19 protein-coding genes, 1 tRNA gene and 1 pseudogene are annotated in these 25453 nt (G+C 60.1%); 9 read left to right on the forward strand and 12 right to left on the reverse strand.

The annotated features are described in order from the left end of the window. Positions 1 to 4811, reverse strand: a 4811-nt coding sequence (locus tag AB4Y97_RS20090; RefSeq protein WP_442000818.1) for an FG-GAP-like repeat-containing protein, incomplete at its 3' end; no start/stop codon positions are given. A gap of 211 nt (positions 4812 to 5022) precedes the next feature. Here AB4Y97_RS20090 and gspD point away from each other — a divergent pair. Continuing rightward, complete coding sequence (gene gspD, locus AB4Y97_RS20095) at positions 5023 to 7074, forward strand: type II secretion system secretin GspD (protein ID WP_442000819.1); 2052 nt, start codon at positions 5023 to 5025, stop codon at positions 7072 to 7074. A 112-nt stretch (positions 7075 to 7186) separates the two neighbouring features. Next, entirely contained in the window at positions 7187 to 8809 is a 1623-nt protein-coding gene (locus AB4Y97_RS20100; RefSeq protein WP_442000820.1) for a calcium-binding protein, read from the forward strand. A gap of 127 nt (positions 8810 to 8936) precedes the next feature. Here the strand turns inward: AB4Y97_RS20100 and AB4Y97_RS20105 are convergent, their stop codons facing one another. Continuing rightward, entirely contained in the window at positions 8937 to 9422 is a 486-nt protein-coding gene (locus AB4Y97_RS20105; protein WP_442000821.1) for a MucR family transcriptional regulator, read from the reverse strand. Between the two features lie 400 nt (positions 9423 to 9822). Between AB4Y97_RS20105 and AB4Y97_RS20110 the strand changes: the two genes are divergently transcribed. Continuing rightward, positions 9823 to 10203, forward strand: a complete 381-nt coding sequence (locus AB4Y97_RS20110; protein ID WP_442000822.1) for a rhodanese-like domain-containing protein — start codon at positions 9823 to 9825, stop codon at positions 10201 to 10203. 163 nt (positions 10204 to 10366) lie between these two features. Here the strand turns inward: AB4Y97_RS20110 and AB4Y97_RS20115 are convergent, their stop codons facing one another. Further along, on the reverse strand, positions 10367 to 10708 hold the full coding sequence (locus AB4Y97_RS20115) for a cupin domain-containing protein (protein WP_442000823.1): 342 nt from the start codon (positions 10706 to 10708) through the stop codon (positions 10367 to 10369). 135 nt (positions 10709 to 10843) lie between these two features. Here AB4Y97_RS20115 and AB4Y97_RS20120 point away from each other — a divergent pair, with 135 nt between their 5' ends. Then, complete coding sequence (locus AB4Y97_RS20120) at positions 10844 to 10984, forward strand: hypothetical protein (RefSeq protein ID WP_442000824.1); 141 nt, start codon at positions 10844 to 10846, stop codon at positions 10982 to 10984. 55 nt (positions 10985 to 11039) lie between these two features. On the opposite strand, the gene AB4Y97_RS20125 is transcribed toward AB4Y97_RS20120, so the two are convergent. After that, on the reverse strand, positions 11040 to 11405 hold the full coding sequence (locus tag AB4Y97_RS20125) for a nuclear transport factor 2 family protein (RefSeq protein WP_442000825.1): 366 nt from the start codon (positions 11403 to 11405) through the stop codon (positions 11040 to 11042). A 557-nt stretch (positions 11406 to 11962) separates the two neighbouring features. Here AB4Y97_RS20125 and cml point away from each other — a divergent pair. Then, positions 11963 to 13161, forward strand: a pseudogene (gene cml / locus AB4Y97_RS20130) (CmlA/FloR family chloramphenicol efflux MFS transporter). 204 nt (positions 13162 to 13365) lie between these two features. Here cml and AB4Y97_RS20135 read toward each other — a convergent pair. Both AB4Y97_RS20135 and AB4Y97_RS20140 read right to left on the reverse strand, forming a co-directional pair. Next, entirely contained in the window at positions 13366 to 14286 is a 921-nt protein-coding gene (locus AB4Y97_RS20135) for a hypothetical protein (RefSeq protein WP_442000826.1), read from the reverse strand. 12 nt (positions 14287 to 14298) lie between these two features. Then, positions 14299 to 15411, reverse strand: coding sequence for an ATPase (locus AB4Y97_RS20140; protein ID WP_442000827.1), 1113 nt, complete (start codon positions 15409 to 15411; stop codon positions 14299 to 14301). A 458-nt stretch (positions 15412 to 15869) separates the two neighbouring features. Here AB4Y97_RS20140 and AB4Y97_RS20145 point away from each other — a divergent pair, with 458 nt between their 5' ends. After that, positions 15870 to 16337 carry a MucR family transcriptional regulator gene (locus tag AB4Y97_RS20145; protein ID WP_442000828.1) on the forward strand — a complete coding sequence of 156 codons (468 nt, stop codon included), beginning with the start codon at positions 15870 to 15872 and terminating at the stop codon, positions 16335 to 16337. Positions 16338 to 16525: 188 nt separating this feature from the next. Here the strand turns inward: AB4Y97_RS20145 and AB4Y97_RS20150 are convergent, their stop codons facing one another. From AB4Y97_RS20150 to AB4Y97_RS20170, 5 genes are all read right to left on the reverse strand, one after another. Continuing rightward, positions 16526 to 16843 (reverse strand): hypothetical protein, encoded by a 318-nt coding sequence (locus AB4Y97_RS20150; RefSeq protein WP_442000829.1) that lies wholly within the window; start codon positions 16841 to 16843, stop codon positions 16526 to 16528. 2526 nt (positions 16844 to 19369) lie between these two features. Continuing rightward, positions 19370 to 19460: transfer RNA gene (locus AB4Y97_RS20155), tRNA-Ser, on the reverse strand. A gap of 344 nt (positions 19461 to 19804) precedes the next feature. Continuing rightward, entirely contained in the window at positions 19805 to 20596 is a 792-nt protein-coding gene (locus AB4Y97_RS20160; protein ID WP_442000830.1) for a glycosyltransferase family 2 protein, read from the reverse strand. Positions 20597 to 20693: 97 nt separating this feature from the next. Continuing rightward, positions 20694 to 21305: a glutathione transferase GstA gene (gene gstA, locus AB4Y97_RS20165; protein ID WP_442000831.1), complete on the reverse strand. Its 612-nt coding sequence runs from the start codon at positions 21303 to 21305 to the stop codon at positions 20694 to 20696. Positions 21306 to 21433: 128 nt separating this feature from the next. Beyond that, a complete protein-coding gene (locus AB4Y97_RS20170; protein ID WP_442000832.1) occupies positions 21434 to 22249 on the reverse strand; it encodes an endonuclease/exonuclease/phosphatase family protein in 816 nt (271 codons plus the stop codon). Positions 22250 to 22601: 352 nt separating this feature from the next. Between AB4Y97_RS20170 and AB4Y97_RS20175 the strand changes: the two genes are divergently transcribed. The 3 genes from AB4Y97_RS20175 to AB4Y97_RS20185 all read left to right on the forward strand — a co-directional run bounded on the left by AB4Y97_RS20175 (position 22602) and on the right by AB4Y97_RS20185 (position 24986). Further along, positions 22602 to 22727: a hypothetical protein gene (locus AB4Y97_RS20175; protein WP_442000833.1), complete on the forward strand. Its 126-nt coding sequence runs from the start codon at positions 22602 to 22604 to the stop codon at positions 22725 to 22727. 736 nt (positions 22728 to 23463) lie between these two features. Further along, positions 23464 to 24135 (forward strand): L,D-transpeptidase, encoded by a 672-nt coding sequence (locus AB4Y97_RS20180; protein ID WP_442000836.1) that lies wholly within the window; start codon positions 23464 to 23466, stop codon positions 24133 to 24135. 155 nt (positions 24136 to 24290) lie between these two features. Beyond that, positions 24291 to 24986, forward strand: coding sequence for a metallophosphoesterase family protein (locus tag AB4Y97_RS20185; RefSeq protein ID WP_442000834.1), 696 nt, complete (start codon positions 24291 to 24293; stop codon positions 24984 to 24986). Between the two features lie 12 nt (positions 24987 to 24998). On the opposite strand, the gene AB4Y97_RS20190 is transcribed toward AB4Y97_RS20185, so the two are convergent. Next, positions 24999 to 25241, reverse strand: a complete 243-nt coding sequence (locus AB4Y97_RS20190) for a hypothetical protein (RefSeq protein WP_442000835.1) — start codon at positions 25239 to 25241, stop codon at positions 24999 to 25001. Positions 25242 to 25453: the final 212 nt, after the last annotated feature.

The following is a 25453-nucleotide window of genomic DNA, read 5'->3' on the forward strand; positions in this document are numbered from 1 at the left end:
TGCGCCGAGCCGGCCGAGGGAAAGGCCGCGCCGAAGGCGCCCGGCCCGGTCTGCGCCACCAGGTTGCCGGCGATGTCGTAGCGAAAGTCCTGCCGCTCGGAACCCAGCGTCGCGCTCACGAGCCAGTCGGCGGCGTTGTAGCTGAAGGCGGCGGCCTCGCCCGGGGCGGCCGGGCTGCGGATCACCAGGATGCGCCCGGCCGCATCGCGGGCATAGGTCAAGTCGAGCCCCGGCATCGTCAGGCCGGTCAGGAAGCCGCGCTTGGGATCGTAGGTCCGCACCGTCGCGCTGCCGTCGGCAAAGCGCGTCGCCAGCGGCCGGTCGGAGGCGTCGTAAGCGATAGACACGATCCGGCCCGGGATCGACAGCAGCCGCCCGGCGGCGTCGTAGGTCCAGCCCTCGAGCCGGTCGGCCGGGCCGCCGGCGAGCGCCCAGACCCGCCCGCTCACCCGCCCGCCCGGCTCGTAGGCGGTGCGCAGCACATGCGTCTCGGCCACGCCGCCGTCAGGCCGCTTGAGCTCGTAGGTCTCCGTGATCCGCCGCCCGTTGCCGTCATAGGCGTAGCGCAGCGTGGCGGCCGCGTTCGCCAGCGCCACCAGCCGGCCGCCATCGGCGCCGCTGCCCGGCGCGCCGTAAGCGTAGGTGGTGATCTCTTTCCGCACCGTCCTGGTGGTCGGACGGCCGAGGCTGTCATAGGCGAAGGTGGTCGTCTCCCCACGCCCGTCGGTCCGCTTCTCCAGCTCGCCGGCCAGGTTGTAGGCATAGAGCCAAGTGCCGCGGTCGGGATCGTCCTCCCGGGTGCGCCGGCCGAGGCTGTCGTAGGTGTAGGTCCAGAGGCTGCCGCCGGGATCCTTGACCCCGGTCATGCGCCCGAGCCGGTCGTAGGTCATCGTGGTGGTCAGGAAGGTGGTGCCGCCGGTATAGGGCCGGTCGGTCTGCACCGGGCGGCCATAGGCGTCGCGATGGCTGCGCGACAGCCGGCCGAGTTCGTCCTGGGTCTCGACCAGATCGAAGCCGGGGCCGCTCGGCTTGTAGGCGCTCGTCACCGTGGTGCCGTCCGGCCGCGTCAGCTTCACCGGCCGGTCGAGGCCGTCATAGGCGAAGCGGGTCAGGTAGTGCGGCGCGCCGTCGTAATAGGGCGCGGTGCGGCTCTCCAGCAGGCCGCGCGGGTTGTAGTCGAGATCGACCACGATGTCCGCGCCCGGCGCGCTGCGCCGGGTCCGCCAGACGCGGCCGAAGCCGTCGCGATAGGCTTTCGTGACGACGCTGCCGCTGTCGAGCGGCGTGAGCGTGTCGATACGCTGCGCCCCGGGAGCGCCGAGATCGTGATAGGTCCAGCTCGTCGTCTCACCGCCGGGTTTGACCACCGAGATCGGGCGGCAGAGCATATCCAGGCCGAAGATCGTGCCCTGGCCGGTCAGGTCGATCGTTTTCACCGGCTTGCCGCAGCGGGTATCCCAGTCCGTGCGCTGCATCGTGATGCCGCCTGTCGTCACCGTGACGGGAAAGAGGCGATGGGTGGAATCGTAGGCGGTGATCGTCTCCCGGCCGATCTCGTCCGTGACTTTGACCCGGTTTCCGTAACTGTCATAGGTCGCCGCGCGGTTGGCATAGGTTCCCTCTTCCTTCAGCCAGCGGCGGGTCCAGGTGACGTCGCCCCGTGACGGGGGCAGGCTGTAGCTGCCGGTCTGGCCGTCGTAATAGAACAGGGTGCGGGCGATCTCGTTGTCGAGGCTCGACGGCTCGGCCACGCCGGCATAGACGCGCTCGCTGCCGGGCCGGTTGACGATGTAGGCGCTCGTGTTCGGATAGAAGCTCCAGCGCGTGGTGCGCTCGTCGCCGGGTAGATCCAGCCGGCCGTGCTCCTTGAGGGTGGTCAGGTTGCCGTAAGCATCGAAAGCGCGCTCGACCTTCTTCGTGCGTGAGGTCGTATCGAGCGTGTCGGTGGTCGTGGTGGAAACGTTACGTGCCGAATAGGGAACGGTCGATGTGTTGACGGACCATTCCTCGACGACCTGGCGCAAAAGACTGCTACCGGACTTGACGGTGAGCTTCTGGATCTTGCCCGCAGAGGCGATATCCTGCCGGAACTGATACTCGCGCACCGGGCATTGCACCTCGCCCGAGGTGCAGGGCAGCTTCATCGTGACCGCCTTGAAGCCCAAGAATCGGCGATGCCTGTAGTCATAGAAGCCGCCGGAATAGGAGAACGTGTTCGTGGTGACATTGCCGCGCCCGTCGTCCTGCTTGATCGTTTTGACCTGCTGCAGGACGAACGGCATGCGCGTCGTGGGCGAGGCTATGGCGAATTCGCCGGAGGATTCGTAAGTGATGCTGGTGAGGCCGCCCCAGACATTCCTGACGCTCGTGAGCAGATCCTGCGGAGCCCCGGCGGAGGTCCAGATCTTGTCCGTGAGGATGTCCGTCTTGCCGTCGCCGTCGAAGTCGCCCGCCCGGGCGACCGCACTCGAGATCGCAACATCCGGCAGGTTTCCTAGCACGAATGCCGAGCCCTTGAGGCGAAGGACCTGTCCCTTATCGCTGAAACCGAAGCGTGGAGGGAAGAAGATATCGGAGCGGCCATCCCCATCGAGATCGCCCACAAGGGCGCTGCCGTAGTAATACGGAACGTCGATCTTCGGGCCGTTGATCAGCTTGCTGCCATTGGACAGGAGGATACGGGCGTAATGTCCCGGCCAGCTCATGAGCACGACGTCGCTCTTCCCGTCGCCGTTCATGTCCCCGACCATGATCTCCGTCACGGCTTCTATTGCAGGATTGACCTGCACCTCATCCGGCAGCTTCTCGAATTCCTTCGTGGAATTGTTCCAGATGAGAACGGCCATGACCGTGCCGGGCGCATCCGCATTGTGACAGATGAGATCGGTCTTGCCGTCGCCGTTGAAGTCACCCGTCTGGATCTGATAGTTGGGTAGTGTGCCGCACTCGGGAAGCCGGCCGAAGATGTAGCCGTTCCCGAGCATCGTCACGAGGCTGCCGTCGAAGAAGATCTCGGTTTTCCCGTCACCGTCGAAATCGCCCGCAATCGCCTTGTTGGCGACCGCGCCGTTCGTCAGAGAGAACCAGTCCCGAGATACTATGAATTTGCCATCGGTGCTTAGCGAATAAAGGACGGCTTTCGTCCCTTCGTCTCTGTGGCAATCTCCTTCGGAAGTGCAGTGCTCGTCGGACCACGAGATGATCCGCATCAGTTGCTGCCCGGTCCCCCTGCCGATGAAGTCGCCGGTCAGCCAGCGGTCTCCCGTGAGGGTATGGTTATGGGCGATGTCGTTAAGCGGCGTGCTGAAATAAGCCGTCGCCCCGCCCTTGGGATTCGTCGAATGGATGAACCTGCATTGTGTGGCAGTAGAGGTGCAGTCATAGCCGAGGATATCGCTGCGCTGATCGCCGTTCAGGTCGAGAACCATGCGAGAATAAGTTGATCCGATGTTCAGCTCTGGGGAGGCATCGAATCCGATCGCGCCGAAGGAATAGGTGAACGTCGTGGCCGGCAGATACGTGTCTCCAATCACCGTCTTGGTGGCGTCGAGTTCCACGTCCTTGCCGTATTCCTGCACGCTCGCGAGCAGAGAGGAGCCGGTCACCGACGACGTGTCGTATTTGAGCTTGTAGGCCCGAACGGCCCCGCCGGTGCGAACGAGAATGCTCTTGATACGGTATGTGACGCGCCCGAGATCTCCGCCGCCGTTGGCGATCGTCATCGTGACGGAGGCCGGCAACGCCTCGCGGTAGAAGATGATGTCCGTTCCGTTATAGGAGATGATCGATGGATAGCAGACGGCGCCGGACGCGCAGGCATAGCTATATTTGACGACGTTGCCGTGCCGGTCCGTCGCGGAAGTCAGAAGGAAGTTGTAAAGATCCGCAAGTTTGGGATCCCCCGAAAGGCCGGAATTCACCGTACCGGCGGCTTGGTAGGTATAGACCGTTCCATCCCGCGCAGTGACCTTCCATTGCCGTGCTGCGGCCGAATAGGAAAAGCGCCGGTAGCTTTCGACCTTGGAGACGTAGTTGCCGCCGCTCGTGCAACTCGGCGCCGCAGAGCCGGTTGGACAGGGGACGAGTTCCTCCCCGTCCAGCATGAAGATGTCGGAGCTGTCGAAGCGCGGCGTGCCGCGCCCATTGGAAATGCGAACGATGCTGGAGATGCCGTCGAGCGACCAGCCCGTCCCCAGGAAACCGGCCAGAAGGCCGCCGCCCCTCAACCCGCGGCCCGAATCGTAGGTGAGGCGCAGCTTGGGCTCGAGGCCCCGGAAGCCGGGCACTTCGATGGGAATGGAATAGGTGTAGCTGCCGTTGTAGGGAGCATCGGGAAGGAGCGCGGCCTTATCGTCCACCTCTCCCTTCGCGGGCTCAGGCGTGCCCGTCTCACTCGTCGCGAGGGCCGCCCCCTTCTTGGCTCCGGCTGGAGCGGGAGAAGGAGCAGCGCTGCGGGAGGGCGCCGCATCGGCCGGCCCGACTTCCGGTTTCGCGAGGGAGCGTGAGTTGTCCGTTGGAGCCTCGGTGCCGGCCTGCACAGCAGGACCCGACGGCGCGTCCACATCGCCCTGACCGCTTTTCACATCCGGCAAGTCGGCGGATGCCGGAACCTGCGAAGGAGCTTCAGCACCGGCGGACGTACCCATACCGCTCAGGCCACCTGCATCCCTCGCTGTATCGGAGCGCTCCGAGGCCGAGGACGGCACCGCCTGTGCGAAGGCCGACGCCGTCGGCTCAAGGCCGATGGAGATTGCAACTAGAACGGTCAAGGCCGAACGGAGAAGACGGCTTGGTACGGGAAGCGGGCGCACGTTCTAGTCCAATTTTATAGGTTACAGTTCCTAAATGGCACCAGATCAGCAACTCTCGGTATAATATTTGATACGTTATCACATTTATCCACAACAAACGTGTAAGACCGGGTGGCGCACCCGGATCTACCTGTGGCTGAAGTTGAGCGCCCATCGCCGCCGAGAAGGTCCCGGCCTTAGGGCAGCAAGTTGGACCGTCTCGAGGTGCATTATGAAGGGCGCAATCCGCATCGCAGCCATCGCGGGGGCGATTGCCTTGTCCGGATGCATATCGGAGTCTCCCTCTTCCGAAAGAGGCACTTCCCGCTACAGCGTGCTGGGATCGCTGGCGCCGCACTTGACCTCGGGACGACCGGAGCGAGGCAACGACGGCCCGATCACCACGAGGGAAGCCGACCAGCGTACCGGCTATACAGATCTCGGCCGAGAAGCCGCTGCCAATGACGGGCGGGCCGGAGAGCCGGTCCAGATCATGGATAACGGGTCGAAAGTGACCCTGAATTTCGTCAATGCCGATATTCAGGATTTCGTGCGCCTGGTTTTCGACGATGTCCTGAAGGAGAATGTCGTTGTCGACCCCTCACTCACCGGGCGCGTGACAGTTCGCACGACCGACGCGGTTACGCGCCAGGCGGCCCTCTCCTTGGTGCGCAATGTCCTGCAGCTCCATGGAGCAGGATTGACGAGAGCCGACGGCATATTTCGTATCGCCGGTCGCAGCGGCGGCGCAGACAGAGGATCGACTGGGGAGAATATCCGCATCATCCCAGTCCGGTTCCTGAATGCCGAGCAAGCGCGTGCGGCATTGCAGCCTTTGGCGGCGGCGGGAACGGAGATCGTGGCGAATGCCGAAGGGCGATATGTCATCCTCTCTGGTTCACCGGCGGACCTCGACCCGCTTGCCCAGCTCCTGGGGACACTCGATGTCGATCGGATGCTGGGCATGTCCTTCGCACTCGTGCCGCTGAAGGATGCTAACGCCGGAGCCGTCGCGGCAGAGGTCGTCCAGATGTTCGGGTCAGGAAGCGATGGTGCTTTCCGGGCGCTTCCGATCCAGAGAATGAACGCGGTTCTGCTGATGACGAGAGCCTCGGCCTCACTCAACCGTGCCAAGACTTGGATTCAGAATCTCGACCAATCCGGTAGCGACAGCCGGCAGGTCAGAGTTTTTCCGATTCAGAATCGCCGCGCTGCCGATCTGGCCAAGATCCTTAATGGGATACTTCTCGGGCATGGCGATGGTTCCCCCAACACGGATGCAGCCGCCCCCTCTGCCAATACGGCGGGCGCTTCGCTCGGTGCCGGTGCAGCGGCAAAAATAGAAATGACTGCTCTCAACGTGTCTCCCGGCTCTACAGCTCCAGAGGGAGGCAATGCCATTCAGAACATCCAAGTGCGCGCTGATACCTCCACCAACTCTCTCGTTGTGATGGCGCGTCCTGAAACCTATTCTCTCATAGAATCGGCAATACGCCGGCTTGATGTTCTTCCGACGCAAGTCTTGATCGAGGCGACGATCGCTGAGGTCGGACTGAATGATGCACTGCGCTATGGAGTCCGCTGGTATTTCCAGCAGGGTCTGCACAGCGTATCGATGAATGACGGGACGTCGAATCTTTCCTCCCCCCTCGCGGGCTTCAACTACGTATTCAACGTGCCGCAGGGCCGTCTTGTGGTAAACGCACTCGAGAAGGTTACCAATCTCGAAGTCATCTCGTCACCTGCCCTTACGGTTCTCGACAACGAGACCGCGACCCTCAAGGTAGGAGACCAAGTGCCGATCGCGACACGCTCCGCCCGCAGCGTTACGAATCCGGAAGCACCGATCGTCAACGATATAGAACTGAAGGACACGGGCATCATTCTGACGGTCACCCCCCGTGTGAATGCGAGCGGGCTCGTGATGCTCGACATCTCTCAGGAGGTCAGCGACGTCGTTCCCACAACGACCTCCGCTATCAACTCTCCGACGATCCGGCAACGCAAGATCAACAGCTCTGTCGCTATCCAGAGTGGCGCCGAGGTCGTCCTGGGTGGGCTCATCTCGTCGAACCGGCAGACGGGCAAGGATGGTCTGCCGATCTTGAAGGACATCCCGATTCTTGGTGCTGCCTTCACCAGCAACGCCGTCCACGATCAGCGAAAGACCGAGCTCCTGGTCATCATCAGGCCAACGGTGATCGCCAATCGCATCGATCTTTATCGCGTGACCGAGGAAATCAAGGCCGGCATGACCGGAATCGCGAAGATGAGGAACTGGTGACGAAAGACTCCGCGCTGTCTAATTCACGTAACGACAGATTGGACCGCCGTCGTGCTGCAACGACGATAATCAGATCCCCAGCTTGACTCACACTACCATCAGAAGGTCGGCCATGGCGACGATAACATTCAACCTAGAAGTCGATCCAAACGATGCGCTCTTGAACATCCCGAATGCCATCGATGTGGTTGCTACGGCAACCTCTACGGTATTCGAGATTGGCGACCCACGCTTCACAATTCTCCGAATTGAAGGGAATGGCTTTACCTACTCCGCTTCAGGAGCGCCCAGTGGCGGCACGCTTACCGGCTTTTCTCTCATTCGAAATGGCATCGCACTCGTGACGATCACGGAACTGGCGCCGCTTTTGACCTTGCCGCAAGCTGAGTTCCTGCGTCTTGGAGGCAGCCCGGGCGCCTTGTTGAGGTATCTCCTCGCGAGTGACGACGTGGCTATCGGCGGGGCTGGCAATCAGGTCATTCTGTCTGAAGGTGGCAATGATACGCTGGATGGAGGAGAAGGTGCGGATTACATCTCTGCTGGAGACGGCGACGATCTCGTGATCAGCAAACTTGGCCAGGGCCCGACAGACGGTGCAATTGAGGTTCTGAGCGGCGGCGCCGGCATCGACCATCTGATCATCGACCGCTCCGATCAGGTGCTCGCTCTCATGTTCGACCTTATGGCCAAGGACACGACGACGATGCTCGATGGCACGCGTCTGAGCGGGTTCGAAAAGATGGAGTTTCGCTCCGGCTCGGGCAACGATGTGCTCGCCGGCGGGGAGCTTGCGGATATCATCAGCGCAGGCGCGGGAAGCGATCGCATCAGTGGCAGGGGAGATAACGATACGCTATCGGGGGGCGATGGGGCGGATCATATCGATGGCGGATCAGGGAACGACCTGATCGCGGGCGGCAGTGGCGCGGACCACATCGATGGTGAATCAGGAAACGACCTGATCGCGGGCGATGAGGGAGTCGATATCCTTGAAGGGGGCACAGGCGACGACACCATTGACGGTGGCGCGCAGGCCGACAATCTCTTCGGAGGAGATGGCAACGATATCCTGACCGGTGGCCTTGGAGCCGATTATCTCGAAGGGGGGAGCGGAGACGATTTACTGGACGGCGGCACTGGACCGGATGTCCTACTCGGTGGCCCAGGCAATGATGTCTACTATGTCGACAATATGAATGATATTTTGTTTGATGCGTACGGTGAGGGTTTCGACATCGTCTTCGCTTCCGTATCCTACAACCTTACCCTTGCAGCCGCTATCGAGGTCTTGCGTCCTGTGGACCCAAGAAGCAAGGGGGCTTTAAATCTGAAAGGCAACAGCTTCGCCAACCTTATCGAAGGCAATAATGGAGCTAACATTATCGATGGCCTTGGTGGCTCCGATACACTGAAGGGAGGCCGCGGTCGCGATACGTTTGTCTTCGACAGTGGACTCGGCAAAAACAATATCGACAAAATTCTGGATTTCCGCGTGAAGGACGATTCCTTCCGTCTCAGCAGATCCGTGTTTAAAGAAATTACTGGCCGCGAGGTCTTGGGCAAGGAGGCCTTCTGCATAGGCCAGAAGGCAGCCGATTCCGAAGACAGAATCATCTACGATTCTCGTTCTGGCAAATTGTACTACGACGAGGATGGGACCGGCTCCGCTAAGGCTATTCTTTTTGCAAGGCTTGCCAAGGGCTTGAAACTGACGGAGGCGGATTTCCTGATCTGAGCCCACCGCGAAGCCGCCTCATGGAAGCGGGGCGACCTCGTTCCGCAATGTCGCTTCGGCTCTCCAGGAAAGGAGGCGCGTCCTCGTCCCGGAGTCGGAAGGTGTGCTCGACACTAGGCTGGCCTGATCAGGTGGCCTTCTTGGCGCGGCGGCCCTTAACCGGAGCGGCCCCCTCGGTGGATCGAGCCGCCGCTTTCGTCGCCCCCTTCTTGCGCTGCTGGCCGAGGCCCATCGTCCGGGCCAGCTCAGAGCGCGCCTTGGCGTAGTTCGGGGCCACCATCGGGTAATCGCGCGGCAGGTCCCACTTGGCCCGATACTGCTCGGGAGTCATGGCGTAGGTCGTGCGCAGATGGCGCTTCAGCGATTTGAACTTCTTGCCATCTTCCAAGCAGATGATGAAATCCGGTGTGACCGACTTCTTCACCGAGACGGCAGGAACCAATTCAGCTTGAGGCTCCGGGCTCTGGCCCTGTGCCGACTTGGTCAGCGCCGCGTAAATGGAACTGAGCAGCATTGGCAGGTCCGCGCTCGGGACCGAGTTGTTGCTGACATAGGCCGAGACGATGTCGGCTGCGAGTTCAACGAAATTCGGAGAGGTGACGCTCTCACTCATAGTTTTTGCCCTCGACCGCACGGAGAGTAAGTTTGAAATTAACATCGAGCAATTCTTGCTCCTGAGTGATCGACTGGATGAGCCCGTGCGGTACAATAGATTTCCAGGATCGTCCTCGCACGTATGTTCTCAACCGCGTTCTGGCAAGGGTATTTTATGTGGTTAGTTCAATCAGCCATATTTTTACTCAGCAGGTTGGCGACAATTCCTACAAACGATTAGATCAACAATGAGCCGCCTGACTGGGGAACCGGGATAGCAACTTGTGTCGCTGCGTTTACCCGCCCGCGACCGTCCGTGCCTGTGAAACCACCCTCACCCCATTGGTCTTCTTGACAGGGCATCCTGATTAGCGGAGCCTTCTTCGCAGCCCGTGGCAGTGCACCAGTCGGAAAGAGCAATGGCTAAGAACGTCAAGGACATGCTGATCGAAGCGAACTCCGCTGCTCCCAAACTGTCTCCCGCCGAAGCCGCCGAGAAGATGCGATCTGACGATGTACTCATCGTCGATGTCCGTGATCCGACAGAGGTTCAGCAAACCGGGAAGATCAAAGGGGCGGTGAACGTCTCTCGGGGCATGCTGGAGTTTCGGGCCGACCCGGAGAGCCAGTACCACAATCCGGTGTTCCAGAAGGATAAGACCATCCTCCTGCATTGCGCCTCGGGGGGTCGTTCGGCCTTGGCGGGAAAGACTCTTCAGGACATGGGCTACACGGCAGTGTTTAACATCGGTGGCTTCAAGGACTTAGCTGAGGCGGGCATCGAGACGGAGCCTGCCTGAGCTTGCGGCCATGGCGAATAGTGAATTCTGTCGTTCCGTCAAAAGGATGTGAGGGCCCCTGCCACATTATTCAGGAGACGCAGTGGCAGCTTTCAGGATAGTCACGATGGCTTGCATGAGTGGTTCTCGGGAGCACATGTAGGCTCTTCCAGCATGAGCAACCTTAAGATGACTCGCGCCCATGCACCTGGGCGGGGGGCGCAGTCGCTTCGACTGCCGTGAAGGTCTCCAGGATGCGATAGGTGTGTTCACTCCCTGCCGGGACCACCCAGGAATCTCCGGGCTCCAACCGCACCGTCTGCCCTTCGACCTCCAGTTCGGCGCGTCCGGAGATCACAAACCCGACCACCTCGTATTCGTGCTTCGATGTGGGTTTGTCTTGGCCGGACTCCTCATCACGCCAGAGCCGCATCGCCATGCGCTTGCCTGAGGCGAGATACACCTGTCCATTCTCGCCGGTTGGAGAGTGTGCACTGCTCACCTTGATGACGGTTGTGTCGGCCATGTCGCCCTCCTCCCTGCCCTCGCTTATGACGTGCTCTTCCGCGATGAGCGACGCGAAGTCTGCTTCGGCTTCTTGCCAGTCATCAGCTTCATGGATTCGGAAAGCATTGCATGTTGCTGACGGCGGATCGCGGCCGTGGCAGCGCTCGCCCACCATCCGGTGGCCCGGTTCGCCATGCTCAGCCAGAGGCTGCGCGGTGTTCCCTTCATGACTCGTCCTCCTCTGAACCTCAACGGGCACCATGGCGAAACGTTCAGGCACAACATGTCGGACTGACTGAAAAAAGGGTAAGCTCCGTGCCTCACAGGTCAGGAGCGTCCGCGCAGAAGGCTCAGGCCGCGGCCGGCACCTGGTCGAGAAAGCCGATCACACTGGCGAGGCGGCCGTTCTCGAGCGTGGCGAAGTCGGTGCCCTTGATGGGGCCGTCACTGCCCTCCGGGCCGAGCTGCCAGGAGAAGCGTACCTGGTTGCCGTAGCCGTCGGGCTGTCCCAGGAGGGCAAAACGGAAACCGGGGAACTGCCCGTGCACGCCTGCGATCAAGGCATCGATCTGGCCGTGACCCTGCCCCTGCATGAGAGGATCGAGGTAGGTGCCGGTCTCGCTCCAGAGGTCGGCCATCAGGGTCGTGCGGCGTTGCGGATTGGTCTCGTTCCAGAGATCGATGTAGCGGTTGGCGATGGTTGCGGCGTCGATCATGGGAAGTCTCCTGGTGGCTGGCCGGGTCAGTTCCGGCATGACCACCTTGGCCGGGGCACGGCATGGCGTCGATTACGTCGGAGGGAGTGGAATGGGATTGAAGCGAACCCTTGGCGGGAGGAAAGGCTTCACTGCACCAAGGGGTGGATGCATGGTTCCGGACAGAGCCTCGGTGGCTTGCGCTCAATGAGGCGCGCCGAAATGGGCATCTGCCAGCGCAAGTCACCTGATCAGGCAACAGGGACGCTTCTGGTCTGGTGGTTCTTGCTACCGAATGCCGAAGCTTTATCTCTTTGCTCAGCAGACTTTCGATTGCCTCGGAGGACCAGGCTCGAACATCCCGAGAGGATTGTCTGCTCCAGAACGACATGATAACCAACAAGTCCTCTTCCAACCCCTTATGATCTTGGAGCCGTGGCATGGGAGCCGAAACGTCGTCGGATAAGTAAGCCGCAACAACGCTTTCCTTGTTGTTGCGGCGTCTGTCGAACCCATCCCAGCCCATGCTGACAGGCAGATCGCCGCCAAATGTTCCTCATTTGAGCGGATGCCTCATCATGTCTCCAAAGCCCCCCGTGTGGGCCCATTCACTGCCGACAGCGCTCCTGCTGATGGCACCCTTTGATATTCTCGCCTCCCTGGCGATGGATATCTATCTCCCCGTCGTTCCGGCCATGCCCGGCATTCTCGGCACAAGCCCCGCCGTGGTTCAGCTCACGCTGAGCCTCTATATGGTGATGCTCGGGTTCGGCCAGATCATCTTTGGGCCGATCTCCGACCGCATCGGGCGGCGGCCCGTTCTGATCAGCGGCGCGATCCTGTTCGCGGCAGCATCGTTCGGTCTTGCTCTATCCTCGGCCGCCACTCCTTTTGTTGCGCTTCGCTTCTTGCAAGCGGTCGGGGCCTCCGCCGCTATGGTGGCCACCTTCGCGACGGTCCGCGATGTGTATGCCGACCGCCCGGAAAGCGCTGTCATCTACAGCCTGTTCAGCTCCATGCTGGCCTTCGTGCCTGCCCTTGGACCGATAGCCGGGGCGCTGCTTGCGGACAGGTTCGGATGGCGCTCCGTCTTCGTCACGCTGGGCGCCGTTGCCGTTCTCGCGGTCGTGCGTGCCTTGCCGCATTGGCACGAAACCCGGCCGACGGCAGCAGCCATGTCACGCCGCTCGTTCCTGCCCATCCTCCGCAGCCTCGCGTTCTGGACCTACACGCTCGGGTTCAGCGCCGCCATGGGAACGTTCTTCGTGTTCTTCTCGACCGCCCCCCGCGTCCTCGTCGACAGGGCTGGATACTCGGAGCTGGAATTCAGTTTCGCCTTTGCGACGGCAGCGATCGTGATGATCATCACGACACGTTTCGCCAGGCGGTTCGTTGCACGATGGGGCAACTCCGGCAGTCTCCTGAGAGGCATGGCGATGCTGCTCCTGGGCGCAGTGCTCCTGAGCATAGGGCAGGTTTTCGGGGCCCCATCCCTTTGGACGTTCATCGCCCCATGTGGGTGATGGCGATCGGCATTGTCTTCACCGTGTCGGTGACCGCGAACGGTGCCCTGGAAAAGTTCGGGAACATCGCGGGGTCGGCGGTGGCGCTGCATTTCTGCGTGCAGAGCCTCATTGTGAGCATTGGCGGAACGCTGGCAGTGATCTGGTTGCAAGGTGACACCGCGTGGCCACTTGCGACTTTCTCCTCGATCATGGCCATCGTCGTCCTGATCGCACGAGGATGGTTGCTTTACCGAGGGGATGTGCGGGCGTGATCGAAGGGGAAGCCGGGATTTTCGCCCGGCTTCCTAGAACCACTCCCGAGAGACCAGGAACGTCAGTTAGCACCCACGGACTTGTCGAGACAAACGCTGGATGCTGTGCACTCTCGTGGCATAGACTGATCTGGAACTGGCGATAGGCGAACCAAAGACGTACACACGCGTGGGCGTGGAAACTTCCGACCTTGGAGCAATCGTTCAGTAAGCCTTACCCATACCTTTACCGAATGTGCCATTCAGGCCGAATTCATGGATGCACCAGCTCTGGATCGCCTCCGGATAGACCTTCCTGCACCAGTTATCGACCGGAATGCCTGGGGTACGACGGAGGTTAGGCGACTGAGCCTGTGGCATTTCGGCCGCCGTGCGGCGCGTCATGCTGCCGTCATACCAGGAGCATTGTGCCATCGCGGTATTCACGTCGAGACCGTTCGGCTTCTTCATCGGGATGGCAACCCCATCGATTGCGAGTTCAACGCGAACCTGCACGGCATCTTCAACGGGCACACCGAAGTAGCAGTATTGCTTCGTTGGTACGGCCTGCTCGCTGGTCTCGAACATCCAGCCCGTCACGACGTTACCCGTCCCGAACGGCACGAGGGTAAAGATCGTGTAATTCCGCACGACGTTTGCCGGCCGTGGAGTGGGACTGGAGCCGCGAAACTGGTTTTCGGTCGGGCGTGGGATATCACCATTGAGGACGACGGTACCGGTCACGCCGACTTTCGCGTTCGGATCAAGCCGGACCACGGCCCCATCCTTCAACGCGACCGAGCCATCGACCCCGACCTTGCTGCCGTCCTTGAGCGTAACTTCGGCTTGCGGATCAAGTTTCACAGATTGATCCTGGGCCAACTTCACCTCACCGGAAATTGAGGTTCTTTCGAGCGCCTTGCCGATCGCGCCCGCCATCCTTTCGGCAGTGTTGGTCACGTCATGAATGTAGGAGTACCCGTAGAAAGCTGCTCCGACGCCTGCACCAAGGAGAGCGCCCAGGACGCCGAGCCCGAAAAGACGCCACATGGCCGCTTTGGCATTGAGAATACGAGCATCGGCATTGATCCGGGAATTGACCGCTGCGGCGAGCGCGCTGTGATTGGTGGTGGGCTCGATGTGCATGCTTTCACTCCGCTAGACAACGGCCTTCAGTGGAGGGTGCCGCGCCTTCTCGACAGCCTCATGGGCGGCCTGGGTAGCCGCATCCGTGGCCTCCCGGATAATTTCGGTAGCGTATGGCCCGAGGATATACTGGCCCGCCTCATCAGCCAGGAGGACGGGTTCGGCTTTAGGCTTTGTCTTCTCAACGGCCGTTAAGGCGAGCAGTGTGGAGGCCAGAGACACAAAAATCGCGGGCACAAAAACAAAAATACGAAGGAATTCGTGAATCTCGGCATCCGTGACCTGAGTGGGATCCTTGGCGAACGCCATCGCCGTGAAGGAGTGAAGCTGTGAATTCAGAACAGCTTCCTTATGAGTGACCTCGGCGGCGATAACCTTGCGATCAGCGCTTGCTCGGTCGTATTTGGCGCGCTCAGTGCGAGCGGCGTCAAGTTTGGCCGTTACTTCATCGATGTTGGCATTCGCTTCCTTCAATGTCTGGCCGATGGTTCCAGTCCGAGGATCAGTTGAGCACTTGGTTGTCCGATACGGATTACCTCTTCGGTCGCGCCCGGACACAACCCAGCACTTCTGCGGCGGCAGACTGCTCAATTGAGCGGTTGCATCCATGGCTCGCTTCTCTGCTCCTTTCCGGGCGTCCTCCTGCTCGGCGACGATCTTGTCCGCGGCAGCCATCTTCGCGTCCAGGCTCGCGCGCTCATCTCTCGCCTCGGCCAGGGCAGCATGCGCCCGGACCACGTCAACCAGCCTGGGGCGGAACATGACCTCGCCAAGCTGAGACATGGATTTGATTGTGACACCCGCCGCCGCGATAACTCCGACAACGGCTAACGTCTTGACGATGTAGGATCGGTGGGTTCGGGTGGAGACCGCCAGTGGAACGCGGCAGAACTCGATAACGGCATAGCCAATTGGGGCCAGCATCATCATCCCTATCGTGCTGGGATCGTTGTGGCCGTAGATGTGGGCGAAAAGCCACGCTCCGCAGAGGGATGCGACGATGATGACGGTCTCGGCAAGGTAAGCCAGCGCAAGCCGCTTGTAGCTGATGGCATATCCGCGCCTCTCGTCTCTTTCCCGAAACCATGAGCCAAGGGCAACGAAATGAGCCGGTAAGTTACGCATCTGACATGCGCTCCCTATCACCTACCCGATGTAGAGGCTCAACTTCGATGGGAAAGACTATCTAAACGGCGACGTGCCTATGCCGGCCCCTGCAAAAAGGATTACTTCATCTGATCGCGTGCTGCGCGGCAGCATATCGCACCAAGACAGAAGGAGAGGCATTCGCTGCTCTGCCAGGGCAACGATGGGAGAATCTCCCCGGCACGAGCCGCCATGCCTCTGGTTTAGGTTCGGCGATACGATCTATGCGTCCCATTGGTCTCAAGAGCATACTTAATCGGGGCATCTCAAGTACATCACCGAAAATGATCTTGCAAAATTAGGTTCAGAGGCCTACGTGCGGTCTAGATCACAGGTATCTATTGTGCCTCACGGAGTGATCCTGCTGATCCTGTCAGAACAACATTTGTTCTATTTCGAATTTGAAACCAATCCCCGTGCGGCTGAGGACAAGAAATATGAGTGAGAGCGTAACCTCTCCAAACTTCATCGAACTCTCTGCTGACATCGTCTCGGCTTATGTCAGCAACAACTCGGTTCCAACCACAGACCTGCCGATGCTGCTCAGTTCCGTCTACGCAGCCCTGACGCAGGCCGTACAAGGGCAGACCAAGGCCCCTCAGGCTGCGTTGGTGCCTGCGGTTCCCGTGAAGAAGTCAATCACACCGGATTTCATCATCTGCTTGGAAGATGGCAAGAAGTTCAAATCGCTGAAGCGCCATCTGCGCACGACCTACAATTTGAGTCCTGAAGAGTACCGGGCCAAGTGGGACCTGCCCCATGATTACCCGATGGTGGCCCCGAACTACGCCAAGGCGCGCTCTGAGCTGGCCCGGACGATGGGCCTCGGCCAGCAGCGCAGGAAGACAAAGGGTGCGGAAGGCACCGCACCCGCGAAGGGAAGGCGGGCGAAAAAGGCAAGCTAACCCAGCGTTTGTTGTGTGGGTCGCCCGTAGCGGCGACCCACATCTTGCTCAGATGAGTTCATGTCGAATTCGGCAACGCGGAGGAGCTAACGGTCCCGAGCCGCCAGGACCTTCAACCCGCTGACCATGTCGAAGCCTCGATCAGCCTATTGCTGGTGCCACTGCGACGCTATCTCTTCCAGACTGGGCTACACCGTCCGAAGGTCCATCCCATCGATCAGTTCGGCTCGCCGCACCTCATAGGCTCTGATCTTCCCACTGATTTCCTGGAAGGTGCTCCTGCTCGAACCGAAGAAGCTGATTCCTGCGAGTGTAGCGGCAATTCCGGCAATCAGAACCATGGGATCGGACCGAAGCAGGCCAACGAGAGCGGCCGTGAAGAGAAGGACACCTGCCGCAATTATCCACTTGGAAACGATCATGCTCTTGCGGCATCGCTCTGCGGCATCCGACAGCACGTCAATTTCCGCTTCGAGGTCAGCAATCTGCTGGTGGAGGTCGGTCATACAAGGGTATCGCAGGTCAATAGGTCAGTTGCTTATCAGTCTTCCAGTAACTCGCCTCATGGTCAGCTTCAGCCAAGAGGTTTCGGTCGAGAAATTGATATGTATGCCCAAAGCCCTGCTCACCCGACGGCAATGAAAAGATGGCTTTGCTAGGCGACACGTGTCAGGAGCAGCCACGCTACCGGAAATCTCGCGTCTTCACCTTGATTTCACTGCCGGAGCTAAGGTCAAGGCTGTCGCTTTGCCACGCCTTACGACCTACCCCCTCCCCTCACCCAGACTGTATTTGGCGCGTCATCCCGCCCAGACCTCGAGGGGAATGGTTCGCTCCGGTCTCGGGCCAGACAAGGCCCGTCATGGGGGCAAGCGCGGGAATGCACCGTAATGAACGTTCAGGCATTTCGAGGGGATCCATCCGATGCTCTCTCATTGGGTGAGCGCATCGTCTTTGCGGAAAACCGGGTCCACTTTTCCGCACGATGCGCTAGTCCTGCCAAGAGGATGGGAACCACCTCGGGCATGAGCAAGAGTAATTTTCGAAATCCAGGTCACGCTCATAAATTGGTCTTCGTCGGTCTGGTCGACGTATGCGCCCAATCAAGGAGGGTATATTTCATTTATGTGACAGCAGGGGCATAGTTAGCAGAGAGGCTAGGATTGTTGAGGCTGCCTACAACAGAACGTGTATCGCGCCCCAGAGACAGAACGAAGCAATAGCGATGGCAGCAATCACAGTGACTGTCCAAGCTACTTTCTCGGCTTGGCGGATTTCTTCAGAAGTGGTGCGTGGCGGTAAATTCACTGGCATCGGGTCAACCCTCCGCAGCAGCTTCACCGGGTCGACGAATATGGAAACGCTGCTCTGAACACATCAGCACAGCCAGGAGGCTTTTAGAAGGCTCAGCGGTTGGGGCTATCGAGGTAGTCCGATTATCCGAAGACTTGGCTGCCAATCGCGCCGATTAATCCTAGCCCCGCCAAGAAAATGGGAAACCATTTCGGGCAATGAGGAGTATGATCTTCGGGATTCAGGTGGCGGTCAGAATGATCTTGGTCGGCTCTGCTCATGATGCAGGTGCCAATACTGGCAGTATGCTTCGACAATGTGACAGTCAGTGGAGAGTGGGGCGAGAGTTGGCAATTCGTAGAATGCCCAGGCTCTTAGACCGCGAGATCCACGACTAGAGCATCGTGCGCAAAAGTGGCCCCGGTTTTGCGGCCACGCGATGCTCTCATCAGGGAGAAAGCATCGGACCTAAAAGTGGAAGCCACTTTTAGGTCCGATGCTTTAGGTGCATGACGCCAATCGCTACCGCAGCAACTCAACAACCACCCACACACAGATAGCGAGGGTCGCAACCATAGCCACCCAAGCGCAGACGACCGAAAAGGTATCATGCACCGGTGAGATCTTTGAAACCTCCAGCAAGTCATTGTCGTTTTCCATGATCCCCTCCAACGGCGGCCCTCAGGATACGATCAAATCCTCTAATGAGTGTCGATTAGACCGAACGGCCTAGTGCCATGAGAGATATTTGCTGAATGCTCAAGCCATTAGACTAGCGAGCCCGCAACCGAGGCATCGTGCTGAGCATCAGGATCTCGGTCTCATTATGGTTTGCAGGATGAGACACGGGCAAGAGGTCGCTATGGTGCCATTCTCCGAGGGCACGATGCTCGTACCATAAAGGCGCTTACCAGAATTATGGCACTCTCACGCGCTTGGGCTGGAGCAATGGAGCGGGTGGGACGGTGCTGCCCCGCCGCCGAACGAGGGGGAACCCCGTTGTCGCCTGCTTCACCCGCGCGGCATAAGCTTAGTCATAGGATGATGGAGGGATACGTCGCGGTTGAGGTACTTCTATCGAATGCAGTTGTCAGGTCCGAGAGATCCCGATACCGGCCGGCACTAGCCTCAACGGTGAGCGGCCTTTCATGTCATCCGAATGGGCTGAACCGGCGACTTTCCGGACGCATCTTGTAACGTTGGGGTTTATAGGTTGCCCGACGGGAGACGCCGTGGGTATATGCTACCTTGTTAGGCGTCCGATATGCGCGGTAATGCGGGCGCTCAGCTGAAAGATGTGAAAGTTGGGATTTGACCCGTCAGACGGTGTCAGATTGAACCCTGTCAGACGTGAAGGGCTGCAGCCCGTCATCCCGGTTGGACACCCGCAGGCTTGGGCCGGACAGGCAGTCCAGCCCCAGAGCCGCGCAGCGGTGCGCCCGAGGCGCAGGGCGTGACGGCAGGGCCGAGGACCAAGCCATCCATCATTGGCCGGGATGAACTCGATCGGACCTAGAGCATCGGACCCAAAAGTGGCCGCCACTTTTGGGTCCGATGCTCATTTCCTTAAGCGGCGCATCGTTGTATGCGAACCGAAGGTCCACGTCAGCGAAAAACCGGGTCCACTTTTCCGCACGATGCGCTAGCACAATGCATCATGAAATGTGGGACAAAGCGAGGGCAAGCCTCGACCAAGCCACCGAATTCGCCTGATATTTCAATCGTTTATAAGAGAAAGATGGCGGAGACGGAGGGATTCGAACCCTCGATACCCTTTTGGGGTATGCTCATTTAGCAAACGAGTGCCTTCAGCCTCTCGGCCACGTCTCCATCGGCGGGAAGCAGGAACCTGATCCAGGTAGCCCCCACCGGCGGGGCGCATATGGCGCGATTACGGATGGTTCGTCAAGGTCGATGTGAGCGGGGAATGACCTCTAGCTGCGGCAAAGGAGAATCCGCCGTCCTTTCCGTCACAAGGCTTGGCGTCACAAGGCTTGGCGTCACAAGGCTTGGCGTCACAAGACTTGGCGCATGAACGGGCGTAAGGCCGGAACCGGCTTGCGGATCAAGCCCTAGAGCATCGTGCGTAAAAGTGGATCCGGTTTTGCGGTCATACGATGCGCCATAAAAAAGAATCTAGAGCGGAGGGCGATTCCGTGAAATCGTCCTCCGCTCTAGTCGCGTCTGGTCGCGGTTTTCTTCAAAGCGCTCAGCCGCCGCTTCTCGTAATGTTTGGCAAGGCGGAGATGGCGGGAAACGGCATAATTCATCGCCGTCAGGAAGCCATAGGTGCCGCGCAGAGCGTGGCGGCGACCGATATAGGCCTTGATGAAGGCGGCGGGCAGCTCGAAGAACACCCGCCACGTGGGAATCGAGACGCCGCGGATTTCCAGATCGACGGCCTGCTGGTCGGAATAGCGGTTGAGCTTGGCGAGCTGATCGCCGAGCGACCGGACGGACCAATGATGCACGGTCCCTTTCAGCTTTCCGACTTTCGTTCCCGGTTTCAGGTCGACCCGGTCATGCACCAGGGACGGCGAATACCGGCCCCAATCCTTGCGATAGAGCCTGACCGGCGCAAGCGCATAGGCCAGCGGATGGGGCGCGGCCTCGCCCGGAAAAATCTCGGCGATGCGGATCCGGTAGGCCTGGCAGGCGGGCTCGCCCTTCGCGAAAAGGGCGCGGATCTCGGCGGCCAGATTCGGCGGCACGACCTCGTCCGCATCGAGGTTGAGAAGCCAGTCGTAGCGGCACTGCTCCTCCGCGAACCGCTTCTGCGGGCCATAGCCTGGCCAAGGGTTGAAGATGACACGGGCGCCCAGCTCCTCGGCCACAGCCTGCGTTCCGTCCGTGGAGCCGGAATCGACGACGACCAGATCATCCGTAAGCTCGCGCAGCGCACGGATCGTGTCGCCGATGCGATCGGACTCGTTCTTGGCGATGATGAAGACAGAAACAGGGAGCATGATGAAAGGAGCCGTATCACGGGCTGCCTAGCCGTCGACGCGACCAAGTGCAAGGGTTTTGCAATGGCGCGCCCTGTGCCCCCTGCCCTTTGGCCCGTCAGGCGGCCTTGACCAGCCCCTCTTCCTGCAGGGTCCTCTTCACTTTCGGGCGATCCGCCACCCGCTTCATGTAGGCAGCCAGATGAGGATAGGACGAGAGGTCGATCTTGTGGAAATGTGTCCAGTTCAGGATCGTGAAGCCATAAGCGTCGGCGACGGTGAACCGGTCTCCCATCAGGTAGGAACGGCCTTCGAGGCTCTTGTCGAGTAAGCCGAAGCGGCGATGCAGGTTGTCGATAGCGGCCTGTTTGGCCTCCTCGGAAGCAGACTTCCAGAGCGGACCGAACCCCTTGTGCAGCTCCGTGGCGATGAAGGCGAGCCATTCCTGGACCCGGTAGCGGTCCATCGAGCCGCATTCCGGCATCAGGCCGGATGCAGGCGCCCGATCGGCCAGATACTGAACCACCACGGAAGCCTCCGTGAGCAGTTCGCCGTTATCGAGGACAAGCGCCGGCACATAGCCTTTCGGATTGACATTGAGGAAATTCTGCCCGGCCTCGGTCGTCTTCGCCGACAGATTGACCTTGTCCAGTTGAACATCGAGACCGGCCTCGGCGGCAACGATATGCGGGGCGAGCGAACAGGCTCCGGGCGAGTAATAGAGCTTCATGGCTTTCTCCGTTTCGACGATTGATCTTTAAAGGAAATGACATCGGGGCAAGCGAATATGGGGTGCATGTCGCTGCGATGCTCACTTCTCTGCGGAACCGCCTCGCATCCTTACCGCACGGCAAAGCTTCAGGTCAGTTCGCTCTCCGGGACATGGACATGCCCGGTCTTGTCCGCCAGCGCCCGGTCGCCGACCCGCAACTCGGCCAAGAGAGGAAAGTGATCGGACGCCACGCGGGTGAGCTGGTTCCGCACGGGGGCGGCAGCGACGATCTCGACGGATTTCGTGACGAAGACATGGTCGAGCCGCAGCACGGGAGCGCGGGTGTGGAAGGTCGGCTGCGGATCGCCGCTGGGATTCGACAATTGCGCATCCCGCAGGCGGCTGGCGAAGAGATGATAGGACCTCGAATAGGGCGGCGCATTGAAATCTCCGAGCAGCACGGCGGGGTCGGCGCAATCCGGATGGCCGATCCAGTCGTCGCCGAGAAGGGCCGCAGCCTGTGCTCGCCTCTCTCGCGAGCGCAGGGAAAGATGCGCATTGATCACCTGAACCGGATGCCCCCCCACCTCCACGGACACCCACAGGGCGCTGCGCTTTTCGAAAGCAGGCCCCGGCGACAGGCTCGGCAGGCGGCCCGCCTTGACGATCCGGGAAGGATGCCGGGTCAGAACAGCAATGCCATATTGCTCGCCCAGGATTCGGATCGTGGGCTGGAAATGCAGGTCCATGCCGAGCCGGGTCGCGACGATTTCCGCCTGATCCGGATGCCCCTTGTGAACGCGCCCGACGCGCACCTCCTGAAGAGCAACGATGTCCGGCGAGCAGGATGCAATGACTTCCGCAATCCGCCCGGGTGAGATCTGCCTGTCCGTCCCGAGCCACCGGTGAACGTTGTAGGTAAGGATGCGGAGGCTCCGCCCTGGCTTGTCCAAATGCTTCAAAGGTCAGTCTCAGAAGAAGGGTTTGCGGGCATGCGGCTTTCCGGTCCGCACAAGTAAGGATCCTGCCTCGGCTATTGCGCGAAGGTGTCGGATCAATGACCGGAAAGAGGTCAAGGTTCCAGGCCAACCGCGAATATGGCGAGAACGTCGTGACCACCTCCCCAACGGAAGGCATTGAAATAAGAGGATTTAATCGAGAGTTTTTCTTTCTATCGACAGATCAATCAAGACATAATATAACATTTTTAATTCATGCTATAAAATCATGCTTTTGCATATCGTAAATTTACCTTAACAATGATGTGACTCGAAGCACTAAATCCCAAAACGCCAAGAGACCGGCTTTAGTCGCATGACCTATCATTCCAGCAAACGCCCAGGCGAAGATACGTTGGCACGCATTCTGGATTGGGCCGGATTGTCGTTCGGTCTCGGGGTGCTGCTCATCATCGCCACGTTTACGATCCAGGCCCATTAGACCGCTTCCGTTGGCGCTCGTTTGTGGCGAAGCGCACCCCTGTCATCAGAGCCCCTCCTTCCTCAATCGAAGCCGTGCCGACATCGACGTGAAGCAGATCGCGCTCGGACATATCGGCGATCGCGCGCAAGATCGCGGAGCTTCGCTCCGTGGCAGAAACCTTGAGACGCTGCCCCGGCGGCAGGGATCCCGTGTCCGATCCTGGAAGAGGCCGCCGACAAGGACAGTCTTCACAATCCCGCGAAGCCTGAAACGAAGCTCCCTCCGCCCTCGACGAAGCATCGGGACGGTCGCAGCCCCGGAGCGAAGCTGTGATGAGGCAAAAATCCCCGGAACTGACCATATCCGTCACCAATTCGAGCATTGCCCGGTTCGAACTGTTGCGCTTGGACCACAGGAGCGTCCCGCCTCATTTCTGCCATGCGCAGTCCACCTTCCGGCCATGCGCGGGTTTTGAACCTTTCATTCAACGCTTTCGCCCTATCTGCCACGGGACCGAGAGAAATTTCCCAAAACCAAGAAACGACGAGTCTCCCCGCTGATGTTTGTTGCCCGCCTGATCCCAAGCCTTGCCGCATTGAAAAATCTGCTTCGCCCTGGCGCACCGCGTGGAAAAGTGGATCCACCTTCCCCCACCGAACGATGGGCCTTCGCTAAGGAGAGAGCATCGGATGATCCTAAAAGTGCAGGCCACTTTTGGGTCCGATGCCTTAGCGCCGTCGTGCTGCCGCTGGCCATGGCCGGCTGCGTCTCGGTTCAGGAGCCGCCGCAGCAAGTGACCCGTGCCGTCGATCCGACCTATGTCGCCATGTATGGATCACAGCCGGAGGAGCAGTTTCCGCTCCCCGCCACGGATATTTCCGAAGTCGATCCGAAATTCCTGCGCCGGGAAGTCGCCTATAGCGGCACTGAAGAGCCCGGCACCATCGTCGTCGATACGGCCAGCCGCTACCTCTATCTCGTGCGGGAAAACGGGCGTGCGATTCGCTATGGCATCGGCGTCGGCGCCGAAGGCATGGCCTGGAGCGGCCGCGCCCGGATCGGCCGCAAGGCCTCTTGGCCGCGCTGGACACCGACCGCGGCGATGATCCGTCGTGAACCCGAGCGCAACGGCCGCTGGGCCGGCGGCATGCCTCCCGGCCTCGGCAATCCGCTCGGCGCACGCGCGCTCTATCTCTACCAGGACGGCCGGGACACCATGTACCGGATCCACGGCACGTCGGAGCCATGGTCCATCGGCCAGTCGGTTTCCAGCGGCTGCATCCGCCTGTTCAATCAGGATATCATCGACCTGTTCAACCGCGCCCCCGTCGGTACACCCGTCGTGGTGCTGAACGGCGAACGCGTGATCGAGCCCTACGAGGACCTGCGCGTGTCATCGAACAGGCAGCGGGTTCAGGGTCTGTAGGCCCTCTGCACCTGGCGGGGGCCCTTCGACATGATGGGCCTCCGCCCCGGCGTCGCATGTCGCCCTCCCGTTACAGGGCCGGGACATTCCAGCTCCTCGGTTTGACGCATTTTCTTCCGCAAAATCGGAATCCACTTTTGCTGAAGATGCTCTAAATGCCCGCCATGCTGACTTATGCCATTGGCGATATCCACGGGCGGCACGATCTCCTCCGGCAATTGCTGGAGAAGATCCACGAGCATGCAGGCGCCCGAGCCCATAAGCTGATCTTCCTCGGCGACTATATCGATCGCGGCCCGGAGAGCGCCGCCGTCATCGAGACGATCCGCTCGCTTCAACGCGAGGCTCCCGAGCGCATCATCAGCCTGATGGGCAATCACGAAGCCATGCTGCTCACGGCCGCGGTCAATCCGGCTGCGATCTCCTGGTGGCTGATGAACGGCGGCAACGCGACGCTTAGATCCTTTCATGCGACAGGACCTCATGATCTTCCGGTGGATGTGCTGGAATGGATGAGCACGTTGCCGACATTCTACGAGGATGATCGGCACTACTACGTCCATGCCGGGCTCAAGCCCGGCATGAGATTCGACCAGCAGACGGACGAGGACAGGATCTGGATCCGCGAGCCGTTTCTCGACGTCGATCACGATTTCGGAAAGCATGTGGTGCACGGGCACACGCCCCTGCTCTCCGCCATTCCGGACATCCGCCCGTTCCGAACCAATCTCGATACGGCAGCGGTCTTCGGAGGCGTTCTGACGGCGGGAATTTTTGACGAGAGTCAGGGACCGCCCATCGGCTTTCTTAAAGCCGGGCCGCCCGTTTCCGGCGAAGACGGCGGGGCTTGAGCCCAGACGGACTTATTTCGGAATGATGCCGCTCTCCGACAGGAGGATATAGGCTTCGAGGGAGCCGAGAATTTCCTGCCGGACGGTGTTGAAGGCATTCTGCGACGCCCCGCCGGGAGATACACGGCTGAGATCGTAAGCATCCTGCACACGGATCCGGAGCGAGGCGAAATCCTCGGCCATATCGGGCATGTTCCGGGTCAGGATCTTCAGAGTATGCAACAGAGTTTTGTAAACGTTTTCGGTTTTATGCATCGCAATGATTCAAGCCTGCCTGCAGGGTTCGATCAACCCCGGCTGCCTCCTCGTGAAAAGGGGAAGATTTGAAATGGGAACGGCACCCGGAGGTGCCGTTTCTGTTGCTAGGCTTTCCCGAGCCCCGGATGGTTACGCCGCGAGGCGAACCGCACCCATGTCAACGTTGTCGTTGGCATTTGTGAATTTGCACTATCAGGGCCGTAGCTCAG

Source organism: Microvirga sp. 2TAF3, from assembly GCF_052114965.1.
GTDB lineage: Bacteria > Pseudomonadota > Alphaproteobacteria > Rhizobiales > Beijerinckiaceae > Microvirga.

Coding starts and splice junctions, on each gene's coding strand:
- gspD (WP_442000819.1), top strand. CDS start 5,023: ATGAAGGGCGCAATCCGCATCGCAGCCATCGCGGGGGCGATTGCCTTG.
- AB4Y97_RS20150 (WP_442000829.1), bottom strand. CDS start 16,843: ATGACCGACCTCCACCAGCAGATTGCTGACCTCGAAGCGGAAATTGAC.
- AB4Y97_RS20125 (WP_442000825.1), bottom strand. CDS start 11,405: ATGATCGACGCCGCAACCATCGCCAACCGCTACATCGATCTCTGGAAC.
- AB4Y97_RS20185 (WP_442000834.1), top strand. CDS start 24,291: ATGCCCGCCATGCTGACTTATGCCATTGGCGATATCCACGGGCGGCAC.
- AB4Y97_RS20135 (WP_442000826.1), bottom strand. CDS start 14,286: ATGCACATCGAGCCCACCACCAATCACAGCGCGCTCGCCGCAGCGGTC.
- AB4Y97_RS20175 (WP_442000833.1), top strand. CDS start 22,602: ATGACCTATCATTCCAGCAAACGCCCAGGCGAAGATACGTTGGCACGC.
- gstA (WP_442000831.1), bottom strand. CDS start 21,305: ATGAAGCTCTATTACTCGCCCGGAGCCTGTTCGCTCGCCCCGCATATC.
- AB4Y97_RS20140 (WP_442000827.1), bottom strand. CDS start 15,411: ATGCGTAACTTACCGGCTCATTTCGTTGCCCTTGGCTCATGGTTTCGG.
- AB4Y97_RS20115 (WP_442000823.1), bottom strand. CDS start 10,708: ATGGCCGACACAACCGTCATCAAGGTGAGCAGTGCACACTCTCCAACC.
- AB4Y97_RS20110 (WP_442000822.1), top strand. CDS start 9,823: ATGGCTAAGAACGTCAAGGACATGCTGATCGAAGCGAACTCCGCTGCT.
- AB4Y97_RS20190 (WP_442000835.1), bottom strand. CDS start 25,241: ATGCATAAAACCGAAAACGTTTACAAAACTCTGTTGCATACTCTGAAG.
- AB4Y97_RS20145 (WP_442000828.1), top strand. CDS start 15,870: ATGAGTGAGAGCGTAACCTCTCCAAACTTCATCGAACTCTCTGCTGAC.
- AB4Y97_RS20180 (WP_442000836.1), top strand. CDS start 23,464: ATGGCCGGCTGCGTCTCGGTTCAGGAGCCGCCGCAGCAAGTGACCCGT.
- AB4Y97_RS20160 (WP_442000830.1), bottom strand. CDS start 20,596: ATGCTCCCTGTTTCTGTCTTCATCATCGCCAAGAACGAGTCCGATCGC.
- AB4Y97_RS20100 (WP_442000820.1), top strand. CDS start 7,187: ATGGCGACGATAACATTCAACCTAGAAGTCGATCCAAACGATGCGCTC.
- AB4Y97_RS20105 (WP_442000821.1), bottom strand. CDS start 9,422: ATGAGTGAGAGCGTCACCTCTCCGAATTTCGTTGAACTCGCAGCCGAC.